General features: G+C 59.7%; 10 protein-coding genes, 1 tRNA gene and 1 CRISPR repeat array. Of the genes, 7 read left to right on the top strand and 4 right to left on the bottom strand.

The window, feature by feature from the left end; genetic code table 11:
- Positions 1-9: 9 nt before the first annotated feature.
- Positions 10-2,041: direct repeats of the CRISPR family, unit length 37 nt; unit sequence GTCGCAATCGCCCGAATTCCATCAGGCGAATTGACAC.
- A 325-nt stretch (positions 2,042-2,366) separates the two neighbouring features.
- Positions 2,367-3,440: a hypothetical protein gene (locus tag HRF49_10800; GenBank protein MEP0815134.1), complete on the top strand. Its 1,074-nt coding sequence runs from the start codon at positions 2,367-2,369 to the stop codon at positions 3,438-3,440.
- A gap of 39 nt (positions 3,441-3,479) precedes the next feature.
- Entirely contained in the window at positions 3,480-5,918 is a 2,439-nt protein-coding gene (locus HRF49_10795; protein MEP0815133.1) for a ComEC family competence protein, read from the top strand.
- A gap of 197 nt (positions 5,919-6,115) precedes the next feature.
- Here the strand turns inward: HRF49_10795 and HRF49_10790 are convergent, their stop codons facing one another.
- Complete coding sequence (locus HRF49_10790) at positions 6,116-7,816, bottom strand: M20/M25/M40 family metallo-hydrolase (GenBank protein ID MEP0815132.1); 1,701 nt, start codon at positions 7,814-7,816, stop codon at positions 6,116-6,118.
- Between the two features lie 17 nt (positions 7,817-7,833).
- Between HRF49_10790 and HRF49_10785 the strand changes: the two genes are divergently transcribed.
- Entirely contained in the window at positions 7,834-8,145 is a 312-nt protein-coding gene (locus HRF49_10785) for a hypothetical protein (protein ID MEP0815131.1), read from the top strand.
- 122 nt (positions 8,146-8,267) lie between these two features.
- Here the strand turns inward: HRF49_10785 and HRF49_10780 are convergent, their stop codons facing one another.
- Entirely contained in the window at positions 8,268-9,887 is a 1,620-nt protein-coding gene (locus HRF49_10780) for a hypothetical protein (protein ID MEP0815130.1), read from the bottom strand.
- Between the two features lie 159 nt (positions 9,888-10,046).
- Here HRF49_10780 and HRF49_10775 point away from each other — a divergent pair.
- From HRF49_10775 to HRF49_10760, 4 genes are all read left to right on the top strand, one after another.
- Positions 10,047-10,127, top strand: a tRNA-Leu gene (locus tag HRF49_10775).
- Positions 10,128-10,181: 54 nt separating this feature from the next.
- On the top strand, positions 10,182-10,679 hold the full coding sequence (locus HRF49_10770) for a DUF1579 family protein (protein MEP0815129.1): 498 nt from the start codon (positions 10,182-10,184) through the stop codon (positions 10,677-10,679).
- Positions 10,680-10,733: 54 nt separating this feature from the next.
- A complete protein-coding gene (locus HRF49_10765; GenBank protein ID MEP0815128.1) occupies positions 10,734-11,333 on the top strand; it encodes an acyloxyacyl hydrolase in 600 nt (199 codons plus the stop codon).
- A gap of 69 nt (positions 11,334-11,402) precedes the next feature.
- Positions 11,403-11,873 carry an SRPBCC domain-containing protein gene (locus HRF49_10760; protein MEP0815127.1) on the top strand — a complete coding sequence of 157 codons (471 nt, stop codon included), beginning with the start codon at positions 11,403-11,405 and terminating at the stop codon, positions 11,871-11,873.
- A 242-nt stretch (positions 11,874-12,115) separates the two neighbouring features.
- Here the strand turns inward: HRF49_10760 and groL are convergent, their stop codons facing one another.
- Entirely contained in the window at positions 12,116-13,759 is a 1,644-nt protein-coding gene (groL, locus tag HRF49_10755; protein ID MEP0815126.1) for a chaperonin GroEL, read from the bottom strand.
- Positions 13,760-13,807: 48 nt separating this feature from the next.
- The gene (gene groES, locus HRF49_10750) at positions 13,808-14,098 is read right to left on the bottom strand and encodes a co-chaperone GroES (GenBank protein MEP0815125.1); all 291 of its coding nucleotides are present in this window, start codon (positions 14,096-14,098) and stop codon (positions 13,808-13,810) included.
- Between the last annotated feature and the right edge of the window lie 311 nt (positions 14,099-14,409).

The raw sequence follows: 14,409 nt of genomic DNA, 5'->3' as shown, positions 1-14,409 counted from the left end.
ATGTTTGGCGTCGCAATCGCCCGAATTCCATCAGGCGAATTGACACTTCGGCCGCTCGGCAAGCGCGACTTCGGCGTAAAGCTTGTCGAACGGTCGCAATCGCCCGAATTCCATCAGGCGAATTGACACTTGATTCCTTCTCCTTGGCGCGCTCCCCCCGCGCCCCAAGTCGCAATCGCCCGAATTCCATCAGGCGAATTGACACAACCCCGCGCTGAAGAGGAAGGCCGGAAATTTCAGGTGTCGTCGCAATCGCCCGAATTCCATCAGGCGAATTGACACACCAGATCGTCCCCCCCGCTGCCCTGCCTGTTTTTCCGAGTATGTCGCAATCGCCCGAATTCCATCAGGCGAATTGACACCGCGGCCGCAACGTTCCCATCGAAGCGGAGCAGAAAGTGATGTCGCAATCGCCCGAATTCCATCAGGCGAATTGACACATGTGGGAAACCAAATATTCCGGGTCGGTTTCGGCACGCTCGTCGTAATCGCCCGAATTCCATCAGGCGAATTGACACTTTCATTTCCCGCTCGATCCGCGTCCTGCCGGCCTCAAGCTGCGTCGCAATCGCCCGAATTCCATCAGGCGAATTGACACATTTAATCAAGTAATAATGGATATAGATGAGGTAGCTCCTGCAGTCGCAATCGCCCGAATTCCATCAGGCGAATTGACACCGGACTGGGCAGTATTTATGCCCGCGAGGCCCGCGAGGGGTCGCAATCGCCCGAATTCCATCAGGCGAATTGACACTGAAATATGCCCTGCCCATCGCTCTTAAGATAGGGGATTTTGGCCGTCGCAATCGCCCGAATTCCATCAGGCGAATTGACACATACAAGCTCCACGAATACCTGTCCAATCTGGCGGTCAAGGCCAAGGTCGCAATCGCCCGAATTCCATCAGGCGAATTGACACGTCAATGACTTGACCGTCTTTCAGGCCGTGCAGCTCACAACACAGTCGCAATCGCCCGAATTCCATCAGGCGAATTGACACCGCGGACGTCTGGCACGCGGACTGCCCCGACCCGCCTGTCGCAATCGCCCGAATTCCATCAGGCGAATTGACACAGGTTCGCCGCCGCCGTGCGAACCGAAGTGATGATCCCTTTTGGGTCGCAATCGCCCGAATTCCATCAGGCGAATTGACACCGCCCGACTACTCTTACTTCGACGTGAATATTATTGATCGACCCGTCGCAATCGCCCGAATTCCATCAGGCGAATTGACACCACCAGAGGATATTGCTATCCGCCGTGAGCACTTCAACGCAGTCGCAATCGCCCGAATTCCATCAGGCGAATTGACACAGATATAGAATGTCCTTAATGCCCAGCTTCATAATTTCCTCACCGTCGCAATCGCCCGAATTCCATCAGGCGAATTGACACATTGGTGGATAGACTGGCGGTCTATTTGGCGCTAGAGGCAACGCTAAGTCGCAATCGCCCGAATTCCATCAGGCGAATTGACACATCGATGATTTCGTTTTATTCCACGTGTCAGCTATGCTAGCGGTCGCAATCGCCCGAATTCCATCAGGCGAATTGACACGAATCGAGGCCGGACAGAAAGAGGAAGAAGCAATCACGGCGGTCGCAATCGCCCGAATTCCATCAGGCGAATTGACACGCCAACCACAAAACCGATGAGTGGTCCCGATTCAAAATGTCGCAATCGCCCGAATTCCATCAGGCGAATTGACACCTCATTATTATGTCTGCGCCAAATGCGGCGAGCCCTGCGCTCGCCGTCGCAATCGCCCGAATTCCATCAGGCGAATTGACACCAAGAGTATGAATATATTAATGACGCTGGTTATAAACAGCAAGTCGCAATCGCCCGAATTCCATCAGGCGAATTGACACTGAAGTGAACGAGGAAAGATTGAGCGAAATCCTACAGAAACATAGGTCGCAATCGCCCGAATTCCATCAGGCGAATTGACACCCGCACTCATCCGCGCTGAATAGTCCCGCCTCCACTCCGTAACCAATTTCGTCGCAATCGCCCGAATTCCATCAGGCGAATTGACACTTATCTCTTTCTCCCCTTTCCCTTTCCCTTTTGCACGGGCGGCCATGCCGCCCGCCCCAACTCCCTGCTCCCTGCCTCCCTACACCCTCAAATTTCTGCGCGTCGCGCCAGAACGCGCAGATTGCGCGCAGGTTCCGCGCACGTACCGCGTACATTATGCGGGCTGTTTTCGCGGTTCTTTCCGCGCGTCCGGTCGCGCCGTTTCGTGGCAAAGATCATTGCGCGGCATGGGCTCTGTCGGCGGTACGTTCTACGCTTTCAAAGACCCGTAGAGCAATTGTTATACAATCGCCCGGCGATGGGTGATCGCAGCGGTAACGAGGAAATGCACAAGGGCGCGGGCCGCGCGCATGTACGCGCGCTTTTCATTTTCGAGGCGCGCCCGGAACTTAAGTCGTACCTTTCGGCCGGACTTGCGGATTGTCCCGGCTTGGAATTGGTTTTCCCCGAGCCCGCGGAGGAGGGAGAGTACCTGCGGCTCGCGCCGTCCGCGGAATTACTCGTCGGATGGCGTCCCACGGAAGCGCTTCTGGAAGCCGCCGCGCGGATGCGGCTTTTCATCTGTCCCGCGGTCGGCGTCCAGCACCTGGTGGAGCCTTTCCGCAAGCTGGCCGAATCCCGAGGCGTGATTCTGGCAAACGGGCACGGGAATACCTATTTCACCGCGCAGCACGCGGTCGCGATGCTTCTCGCGCTCACGAACCGGATAATCCCGTTCCACAACGAAATGGCTGCCGGAGTCTGGAACCGGCACGGCGACTCGCCCGCTTCGGTTCCGATGCGCGGCATTAAGATCGGACTGCTCGGATACGGTGCGGTGAACCGAAAGGTGCACAAGTTCCTGTCTGGATTCGACGTCGAGTTTATCGTTTGCACGCGGCGGGGGAGCGGCGCCGAGCGCGCCCGTCACCACTCCTACACGGCGTTCGACGATGCGCCGCCGCCCGCGCCCGCGCGTTGGTTCGCGGCGGACAAGCTGCACGAGTTTCTTGATGCGGTTGACATACTCGTCTGCGCGCTTCCATCCACAAGCGAAACGCGCGGGATTATCGGCGCGCGAGAGCTGGCGCTGCTCGGCCCGTCAGGGCTGCTGGTCAACGTCGGCCGCGGGGATGTAATTCAAGAGGCGGCGCTGTATGAATCGCTGCGCGACGGAAAAATCGCCGGAGCGGCGATAGACGTCTGGTACGACTACACGCCCAAGCCGGACGCGCGCGGCAAAACGTTCCCCGCTTCTTATCCGTTTTACGAGCTTAAGAACGTCGTTCTTTCTCCTCACCGCGCGGCATCGCCGCTGGCGGATTTGCGGCGCTGGGACGAGGTGATCGAAAACATCCGCCGGTTCGCCGCGGGGCGGACGGATTTGCTGAACATCGTGAATCTTGAGCGCGGCTATTAGCCGGGAACGCGTCCGCTTCCGCGGATATATAATCCGCGCATGTTCCACTTCCTTTGGCGGCGGGTGCTGGTTGTCATCGCGCTCGCGTTCGCATCGGGAGTGGTTTTCGGAAAGCTCACCGCGGACGGATTCTTCCCGGGAAACGACGCCGCGTCCGGCGCAGGCGCGCGGGCCGGATTGCTTCCGCTTCTGCTGAATCCCGTTTTCCTGTCTGCGCTCGTCGCGGGTTTGGCGCTGGTGTCGGGCATAGGCGCGATCCGCGCGCGCCGTCCGATAGCCGTCGCGTTCGTTCTGGCCGCGTTTTTCGCGCTGGGCGCGGTGCGGATTTGGAACGAGCGCGCGTCCGCTTTGGGCGCGCCACTGGCGGAAATCGTGCAGGCGATTGACGGCGTGGAATCTTTTACAGGAACGGTGGTCGGATTCCCGCGGCTGGGGGGGGAGTACGCTCGCCTGCTTGTCGCCGTGGACGGCGTCGGGCGCGACCGGTACGAGCGGCCCATAGGCAGGATGGCGCTTTTCTGGAAGGCGGGCGAAACCCGCGACGTGACATGGGGAGACCGCGTCTGGTTCCGCGCCGCGGCGCGCGTCGCCGAAGCACCAAAAAATCCGGGCGAATTCGACTACCGCGAGTACATCATCGGGCGCGGCGCTGCCGTTACCGGGTTCGCGATGGGGGAGGACTGGGTGCGCGCCGGCGGCAAGCGCGGGCCGCTTGCATCCGCGCACCTTGCCGCGCGGGAGCGGCTGTTTTCGGTGCTGACCGAAGGGCGCGCGTCGCCGGAAAAGGAGCTGCTGGTCTCTATTATTTACGGCGACAAGACGACGGAGCTCGATCCGCGGCTGGAAGAGGACTTCCGCAGGGCGGGATTGACGCATATTTTGGTCGTATCCGGAACGCAGGTTTCGCTGATAGTGTTTTTTCTCATCGGCTTGCTTTCGCCGCGGGAGGACAGGCTGGGCGCGCGCGGCGCGATGTCGCGGATTTTCGCGGGCGCGGTTGCGTTCGCGGTCGTTTTCGCGTACTGCATCATGACCGGGTTCGAAACGAGCGTCGTGCGCGCGTTCGTGATGGGCGCGCTGTTCCTGTTCGCGCGGATGGCGATGCGCGATTCCGACGGACTATCCGAGCTGGCGCGGGCGGCTTTGGTGGTTCTCGCCGTCCAACCTGGGCAGCTTTTCGGCGCAAGCTTCCAGCTTTCGTTCGCGGCGTGCTTCGGGCTGATTTACGTGTACGGACTTTTCGGTCCGGGTTTCGTGCGGCGGCTGCGCGGCGCGGGGCGGTATTTTTCGGTGACGCTCTTAACGACCGCGGGCGCGCAGGTGTTCGTCGTGCCGATTCTCGCGTCGAGTTTCAATCAGTTCTCCGCCTGGGGTCTTCTTTCAAACCTCGTCGCGATTCCGGTGGCCGCGCTGGTTCTTGCCCTGGGCGTCGTCTACAACATCGTGGGATTGCTTGGAATGGCTCTGGTGTCCGATGCGTTTTCGGCTGTGTTGTCCGCGGGACTTTCGATATTGATCGCGGCCGCGCGGTTTTTCGGAGGGCTTCCGGGCAGCGACCTGTGCGTCGCCTCGCCGCCTTGGTTCGGAGTTGTGCTCTATTACGCCGCGTTGCTGCTTGCGGGAGAGATTTACCGCACGATACGGTGGCTGCGTGCGGATTTGCCCGAGCCGCCGGACGCGCTTTCGCGTGCGCGGCGGCAGATTGCAATTGCGCGGCCGATGCTTATCGCGGCCGTTGCCGGGATGGTTCTGGTCGCGGCGTTCGCGCATCCGAAGCGCCCGCGTATCGTGCTCCTTTCGCTCGCGCGCGGCGAAGCGTTTTGGGTGGAGGACGCGCGCGGGCGCGCCGCGGCCGCGATTTTTCCGCAGGGCACGGACGCGAACAAGCGCAACGCCGCGCGCGCATTGAAAGAGGCGATGAGGCATTACGGAATGGCGCGCCCCGCCGCGCTGTTCGTCGCCGCGGATCCGGGGTCGGCCGAATCCGAAGCGGCGAAGGAGCTCGCTTCGCTTCGTCCGTCGCTGCGCTTCGATGTGTACGGCGAAGGCGGGCCGGATTATTCCTGGAGCGGGCATGGCGCGGCGCTCGGATTCCTTCCGCCGCCGAGTTCCGGAAAGTTAGGCGCGGCGGCATCCGTAGCCGCGGGCGGGCGCGAGGCGCTGGTTTTCTTCGGAAGTCCGCCCGCTTCCGCGCAGAAAGCGATGATGGAATCCGGGCGCGCGCCGGATGCGATTATCGGCGCGCCCGCGTCGCTGGAACGCGCGCTGCGGTTACTTTCGGAAAGTCCAAATTCGAACGTCGTCCATTCGCCGATTTTGATTTCGACCGGTCGCGAGAAAATTTCCGGTGCGATTCAAATTGAAATGGCGATTGCGCTCGAACCGGGCGACGAAGGATTTTTGGCCGCAGGTTTCGACGGTGGGAGGTGGATTTCCCTGCCGAAAAAGAGCTGGGAGTTTGCCGACCGAAGGAGTTGACTTTATACCGTCAAAAAATCGAAGATGCTTTTAAACGGTTTGTGCAATGCTAAACCCTAAGCGCGATATAAAAAAGTTCAGCCTTAACTGTTCTCCGAATTTGCCGTCAAGGGATGGTTGAAACGAATCAGCCGCAAAAAAAAGATGATGCCCGCGATTGCAATCCCCGCAAATCCGCAAGAAATTGTCAGGCCAGCCTACGGGGTGGCAAGCAAAATGCGCGTCATGTTTTCTATAACTTCCGGCAGTATGCCGAAACTCCATTCCCGTTCGACGCGCTCATACACCGTGTGTGCACCGGCGCCGTGCGGCCCGATGTTCACCACGGGCGCGTTGATGTTTCCCAAAAGCGTCCACTCGTCGGTGTCCACCGGATAAGGCGTGTTGTCAAGCAGGAAACGCCAGTGCGGGCTGCGCAGGGGCACTTCCGGGAAGCTGAAAAAGCTCATGTCGCTGATGTAGGGATAAAACCTGCGGATTTCCAGTTCCTGCCCTGGCGCGCACGCGGCGAACGCCTTTTCCGCTGCCGCGACCACCGCATCCCTTTGATCGCCCAGCATATAGTTGGCCGGGTAAAACGGAAGTGTGAACGAAACCACGATGCACGGCGCGGCCTTGGCCGTCTGGACCAGCCATTCCACGATACGCATGCTCGCCTTTCGCTCGTCCGGCTCATTTGCGGCGAACTGCTCCCTTATCTCGTCGTAGCGGGTTTCAAAATCCGGAAGCTGGCTCACGCGCTTGGCCTGGTTGATAAGCCCCGTTAAGTCCAGCACGGGTACGGGCGCGTCCAGAAGCTTTCCACGCCCTCCGCCGTCCCGGAAACGCTCGAAGCGTTTGACGCGACGCTCCACCCAGTGCCGCGAAAGCGCGCGGATGCGCGCGACGTACTTCGTGATAATTTGATCGGGCGTGGACTTGACCGTGAACTGGTTCAGATAAAAATGCGCCACCGCCGGCGTCATCGTCGTGTAAAAATCATGGTTATCGTGAAGGTACAAAAGCGACGGCGGAGATGTGACCTCCTGCGCCAATTGGTCAATAAGCTGCGGGTCGCTTTCGAGATTGCTGCCCAGCCATCCCGCCATCGCCGCCGCATTGATTCCTTCCCAAACCTGGCTGGCATGGCTCTCTCGGCCGAACAACGAAACCAGCATGAGATGCTTGCCGATAGTTCCGGTGTAAATGTGCCTGCGTTTGTCTCCCGCTTCGAGGGGGCTGGTGTAGTCCGCGTTTATAACGCAGCGCAGTTTGAGCTTGCGCTGCTTGAGAATCGCCGCGATGCGCGGCGCCAGCGCGCGGATGCCTGTCGAGTTTCCTTCCTCGTCCGGACACAGCGCCAGAAATACACCGCCTTCCAGGCCGCCTTCTTTTGCAAGCTCGATGAAGACTTCCACAATCGCCGCGACGCCGCTTTTCATGTCAAGCCAGCCGCGGCCGAATTCGTACTCGCCGCTCTCCAGATCCTTGCGAACGTCTTCCGGCAAAAGCGAATCCGCCTGAAACGCCGCCTTGAGGCGCGCGCTGTCGGACGCGATGAGCGCGTTCGGGCCGTACTCTTCGATTCCTACGGTGTCGAAATGACCCATAAGGACGACCGCGGGATGCTCGGTGATGAATGGCGCGGGGATGGTGCCGTCTTCGTTGATCGGAACCGCGTCGCCGATGCGCGTCTCGCTTTTACCGGGCATGTATACGAGAAGCGCTTTCCTGTGGTTCTCGGCGGGGATTTCGACCATTTCGACGCGCAGCCCGAGGTTTTTTATCTCCGGGCGCGTGGAGAGGTAGTGGAACAGGAACTCGGCAAGCGTGGCCTCGCCGCGCGTCCCCACAACGCTCGGTATCTTGCACAGCCGCTTCGTGAGCCCCAGGCACCTGTTTGCGTACTTAGATTCCATCTGCATCTCCACGGGGAGTGGATTTTAGACGAGTATTCCGCCGTTGGCAACTGCGCGCGAAAATCGTCACGCGCGGCGGCGATGAACTAAATTCCGTTTTTTTCAGGTATTCGGTGCTGATGGAAACCACCGTTATATATACCAAGAACGGATGCCCGTATTGCGCGGCCGCGATGAGCGACATGCGCAAAAACGGCGAGAAGTTCACGGAGCTGAATTGCTCGATCGAACCCGCGCACATCAAGGATTTGATGCGGATAAGCAACGGTCGGCTCGTCCCGGTCATCGTCCGCGGTTCGGACGTGCAGATCGGCTACGGCGGCGGCTGACTTGTCTAGCGCGCCGTGTGCGTTTGATTTAATCCGCCTGATTGCGCAAACTCCAGCGGCAGCGGGCCAGCGGGGGTTGCACGCCTGATGGCCCCGCCCGGCGGCTTCGCTGAATGGCAAAGTTAGGATTCAGTTCCGGCCGACAGCACCAGGATCACACCGTCCGGATTGCCGTCCGACGCCGGCATCCATTGTCTTTCCTCGAACGCGTTCATCGCCGTCACAACGTCCATCCCGCCGTATTTAAGCGCGCCGAACAAAAGCAGGTGGTACGAGGTGACGACGCCGTCCACCATATATGGCCGGTAGCTGAAATCCCCTGCGGCCCAGTCGTTGGGCAGCCTCGGCTCCATCGGCCTGTCAGCGAACGGATTGTACGGAAACGAGCCAATCGCGTCTTCGATGTAGCGCGGGTATTCTCCATGTTCGACGAAGTAGCTTTCTACGGCTTGCTGAATCTCATAAAGAGCGTTCTCCGATTCTGACTCAAGCATCGCTTGGTCTTCCGTCAATCCTTCCGGCGCGGCTTCCGCCGGTTCCTCCCATCCTCCGTAACGCGACTCCGCGCTCACAGCCGTCGCAAGCCCCCACGTGTAAACCATCAGGAACAGGTTCGCCAGCTCTTCGCGAGCGTGGAGCGTATAGGTCATTTCGTTCGGCTTGCACGACCAGGTCATTTCCAACTTGCCGAAATTCGTCTGCGGAGTGATGTCGAAGAATTCCTTGTGCGCAGCGGTGGCCTCGGGCGGATACGGGATGTACGGCGAGCGGGTGAACGGCTCGAAGTACTTGTGCCAAAGCGTGTTCACGTCAATGGACATGTAGGTTCCCGCGGTGATCGCGCCGACCGTCGGCTTGGAGGACTGGATAATCTCCTTCAACCTCGCCGGATTGGTCCCGGCGACAAGGAATCCCTTGCCGATTCCGGCCACGATCGGGCCTTCCACGTTGTAGAACTTGATTCCGTTGGCGGTGAATGCGGGCTCGCCCGACAGAAGCCTCGCCAGCGGCGCGTTGTCGCCCTTGGTGAGCGCGTCCATGTCGTCTATCGCCAGCGCGGCCATCGCAACCGTCGCGTCCCAGTCGTAATCGGGATGCGTCATATCGCCTTCCGGGAATTCGAGCAATAAGAGCGTCAGCTCGTCGCCGATGACTCCCTTGAGCATTTCGAAGCCGCCCATGCTCTTGAGCATCATGTCGGCCATGCCGAATCCCATTTTCGCCTGCGCGATTTCCGAACCCCCGTCGGGCATGGCTTCAAGCTCCCGCCAGAGGTCTTCGTCGTTCATCCCGTTCCATATAAGCTCCAGCTTCTCGGCGGGATTCATAATCGAAAGCTGCGCGAGCGCGTTCGACGGGTTGACGATCTGCCCAACGTTTATCTTCGCGTCGGGCAGGCGCGAAAGCTGCGCCAGAAAGTTGTTGGGTTTTTTCGGATCGAGCGCGACGACGCATTTTTCGTCAATGCGGCCGTCGCCCATTTGGAATTCGAACTTGTAGTTGACAAGCGACAAAATCCCAAGTTTGTCGAGAACCATCCTTACTTTTGCGGCTTCGGGATGCTTTTCGGCGAATGTGCCCGAAAAGAAAATCTTCTCGCATTTGGAAATGAACTTGGCCAAATCCACGCTTCCGGATTCATCGAATCTGAATCCGCTGTCCGCGGACGCGGGAGCTTGGAACGCGGCTATCGCGGCGAGCGCGAGGGCTGCGGTGAACGCTGTTAAAGTGCGGCGAATCATGGCTTCCTCCTGGCGAAATGCCGTGCCGAGTATAACACGGCGGGCCGGGGCGCCGGGTTGTGAAGGGGGACCTCGGCAGCCGGCCCGCGTAGTTTGGATGCATTGGCGCGGCCGAAAGTTCCGCGCGCTCTTTGATTCCCTGTTATACTTTGCATCCAGGGGCGAGTGGTGGAATGGCAGACACGCAGGATTTAGGATCCTGTGCCGCGAGGCGTGGGGGTTCAAGTCCCCCCTCGCCCATTTCTCCGCCGGCCGGATTCTCAAAACTTCAATCTTCAAAAGGAATAAAAGCAAATGAGCGATACATCGGCTTTCGATAATCCCAAAGACCTTCTTGCGGCGCTTGCTGGCGAATGGCGCGGCACGACGAAGACGTTTCTGGAACCCTGGGGCCGGGACGACGAATCCCCGTGGAGCGGACGGATTTCGCTGATACTCGACGGCAAGTTCGCGTTTCACGAATACGACGGTGCAATCGGCGGAAAAGGACTTAGCGGCAAGGCGTTATTTGCCTACGACAAGGCGCGCAAGCAATGGGAAATCGCGTGGGTGGACTCGTTTCACACCGGGGGCGCGATCCTGTTTTCCACCGGCGGCGAATGGAAGGAAGGCGAAACATCCAGTTCCTTCAGCGTGCTCGGCAGCTATCCGGACGGACAGGGCGGGCCGGACTGGGGCTGGCGCACCGAAGTGCGGGTTGATTCGCCGGACAGGATAGTCATCGCGCACTTCAACATCACGCCGGATGGAGAAGAATCGCTCGGCGTGGAAACGGTGTACGATCGCGCCTGAATAAGCGCCGCCTCTTAGGTATCGGGTAATTGAATTATCCCGTCCGGGATGGCTATGTTCGGGATTGTAAATCGCCTGAATCAGGGTTTGGCGGCGGCCGCGGCCGCGCTTCTGGCGCTTTTGTCGCCGGTGCTAGCGCGTCCCGCGTCGGCTCGCGCGGACGCGCTCGGATTCGCGTACGGCGCGGGCGACGGCGAGGTATCCCGCAATCATATGGACTACGAGCACAGCGCAATTTCGGAGCGGTTTTATTGGCGCGCCGACGAGTGGTTCGGGGAGCGCTTCGGATTCGATCCGCCGGGCGAGTGGTACGCGTTCGCCGCGCCGTCGTTCGGCTGGACGCGCCATCCGATTCACAATGAAGAAATTTCGCTCGGCCTGGGGCTGAAATGCGCCTTGCCGCTGGGGAACTGCGTCCGCCCGTACGTGTTCGGCGCGACCGGGCCGCATTTCACGATAGGTCGAACTACCGGCGACTCGACCAGCGTCAACTTCGCGTCCTACGGCGGCGGGGGGATCGAATTCATGATTTCCGAGGACGCTTCGATCGGCGTGGAGATGACTTTCAGGCACTATTCGAACGGCGACCTTGGCGACCCGAACGACGGCGTGGATTCGAGCGCCTGGTGGATTACCTACACCGAATACGAGTGATTTGATAGCGGCGTATGGGGCAGGGTATTGATTGCTTAGATTAATTGACTGTTAGTTTGAGGTGCACGTATGTCGCAAGCGCAGGGGAAAACGGAGTATCTCGCCGAGCACTGGCTGGATGCGGGATGCCATATCAATGGCAAACGGCCGCAGGAAGTGCTGGACGCGCTCATCGTGCCCGAAATCGTGAATTGCTGGTTCACGCGCGAATGCCGCTCCGACGTGCGCCCGGGCGGAACGCTTTTCTGGAAATGGAGCGACTCGGAAGAGGAAACGTGCGCGGTGCTCGAATACGAGCCTGGCAGAAAGCTCGTCTGCGAGTGGAACTCGGCGGGCGGTGTGCGCACGGCGTTCACGATTACGGTCGATTGGCTGGAGGACAGGCAGGCGACGAGGCTTCGGCTTCGCGAGGGGCCGTTCCCGTGCACCGAGGCGGGGATGAAAGCGTTTGTCGACATCGCGACCGGCTGGGGGCACGAGCTATTGGCGATGCGGCTGTGGCTGGAGCAGGGGATGGATACGAGGCGCGGGCGGGCATAGGTTTTTATGGGTGGCCGAATTAAATTCGAATTTGTTTAATTATGTATTTCCTAAATTCAATAAAATAAAAAGGGCGGACTTTCGTCCGCCCTGTACTTCCCGTTGCGGGCGTGCGCCGCACGCCCCTACAACTCCTTATTCCTTACTCCCTATCTCACTACTCACTACTCACTCGCTCGCAAATCCTTTGCTGCGAGTTTTCGCCGATACGCGGCCTGAAGGCCGCGCTTCCCGGTCGCGGATTAATAATCCATATCCATTCCCGCGCCGGCGCCCGCGCCGCCCGGCATCGCGGGGGCCTTCTTCTCGGGCTTGTCGGTCACCAGAACTTCGGTCGTCAGGATCATCGCGCCGATTGACGCCGCGTTCAGCAAACCGTTGCGCGTCACCTTGACCGGGTCGATGATTCCGGATTTGACCATGTCCTCGAACTTGCCGGTCGCCGCGTTGTAGCCGATGCCCTTCTTTTCGTTCTTGATCTTCTCGACGACGACGCTGCCCTCGATCCCCGCGTTGTCGGCGATCTGGCGGGCCGGAATTTCAAGCGACGCGCGCACGATTCCGACTCCGATTTTTTCGTCCTCGTTTTCGGTTTCGACGGTGTCCAGCGCGGGGAGCGCGTTGATCAACGCAACGCCGCCGCCGGGGACGATGCCTTCCTCGACCGCCGCGCGGGTGGCCGAAAGCGCGTCCTCGTAGCGGTGCTTCTTCTCTTTCAGCTCTGTCTCGGTGGCCGCGCCGACCTTCAGGACGGCCACGCCGCCGGAGAGCTTCGCCAGCCGCTCCTGCAGCTTCTCGCGATCCCAGTCGCTTGTGGCCTTTTCTATCTCGGCCTTGATTTGCGCGATGCGTCCCTTGATTGCCTTGGTCGAGCCTTTGCCCTCGATGATGGTTGTGTTTTCTTTGTCGACCTTTACTTTGGCGCACTGGCCGAGGTCGTTCAACTCCACGCTTTCGAGCTTTATTCCCAGGTCTTCGGTGAAGAACTGGCCGCCGGTGAGCACCGCGATGTCCCCCATCATCGCCTTGCGGCGGTCGCCGTAACCCGGCGCCTTGACCGCGACGACGTGCAACGTGCCGCGCAGCTTGTTGACGACTAGCGTCGCCAGCGCCTCGCCCTCCACGTCCTCGGCGATGATGACGAGCGACTTGCCCGCCTTCGCGACTTTTTCGAGCAGTGGGACGAGGTCGGCAATGGCGGAGATTTTCTTTTCCCAAAGAAGGATGTACGGATTCTCAAGGTTGCATTCGAGCGCTTCCTGGTCGGTGATGAAGTAGGGCGACAGGTATCCGCGGTCGAATTGCATTCCCTCCACCAATTCAATCTTGGTCTCGGCGCTCTTCGATTCCTCGACGGTGATGACGCCGTCCTTGCCTACCTTCTCCATCGCGGTCGCGATCAGCTCGCCGATTTCCATGTCGTTGTTGCCGGAAATCGCGGCGACCTGTGCGATCTTCTCGCGGTCGTCTTTGATCGAGACTGCGTTCTTGAGCAGCCTGTCGCTGACCGCGCGCGCCGCCTTCTCGATCCCGCGCTTCATCAGCATCGGGTTCGCGCCGCTTGTGACGTAGCGCAGTCCGCCCTTGACGATTGCCTGGGCCAGGATTGTCGCGGTGGTCGTGCCGTCACCCGCGATGTCGTTCGTCTTTGAGGCGACTTCCTTAAGGAGCTGCGCGCCCATGTTCTCGAAGTGGTCGTCCAGCTCTATTTCCTTGGCGATGGTCACGCCGTCGTTCGTGATCGTGGGGCTGCCCCACTTCTTGTCGAGGACGACGTTGCGTCCTTTCGGGCCGAGTGTGATCTTCACCGCGTCCGCGACGCAGTCTATGCCCTTTACGAGCTTCTGCCTTGCATCCTCATGAAACTTCAGTTCTTTTGCTGCCATTTTGATTTCCTCCGAATGTTTCGCAAACAATTACCGGGCGAGCCGCGGCTAGCCCTCGACAACACCGATGATGTCCTCCTCGCGGAGGATCATGTACTCGACGCCCTCGATTTTGAGTTCGGTGCCCGAGTACTTTCCGTGATAGACGATGTCACCCACCTCGACGTCCATCTTGGAGCGCGTTCCGTCCTCCAGCTTCTTGCCGGGGCCGACCGCGACGACCTTGCCTTTCTGCGGGCGCTCCTTGGCGCTGTCGGGGATGACGATCCCGCCAGACGTCACCTTCTCCTCGTCCTTCAGATGCTCGACGACGACGCGGTCCCCGAGCGGGCGCAGAATGAACTGACCCTTTGCCTTACCCATACTGCCTTACCTCCTTGAAACCGAATAATGCTGAAGATGGTTGCACCTGGCAGGGGGCTGTGGATAATGCTAGCAGTCCCGCCAGGCGACTGCCAATTATACCACGCGCGCGGGAGTTGTCAAGTGCTCGGGTTCCGTCGTTTGCGAAATACGAATTCCCGCGGTACAATCTCCCCGTCCATCCAAATCCGGTCGTCCCTCGCTTACAAGCTGGAGGTATACAAAATGGCATCATCGTTCATGCCGGCGCTCAACCGCCGCCGGGGTTTTGCGTACTCATGCGTTTT

This window comes from bacterium (assembly GCA_039961635.1).
GTDB lineage: Bacteria > 4484-113 > 4484-113 > JAGGVC01 > JAGGVC01 > JABRWB01.
Note: the sequence above shows the minus strand (reverse complement) of the source record. Positions and strands in the feature narration are given on the sequence as shown.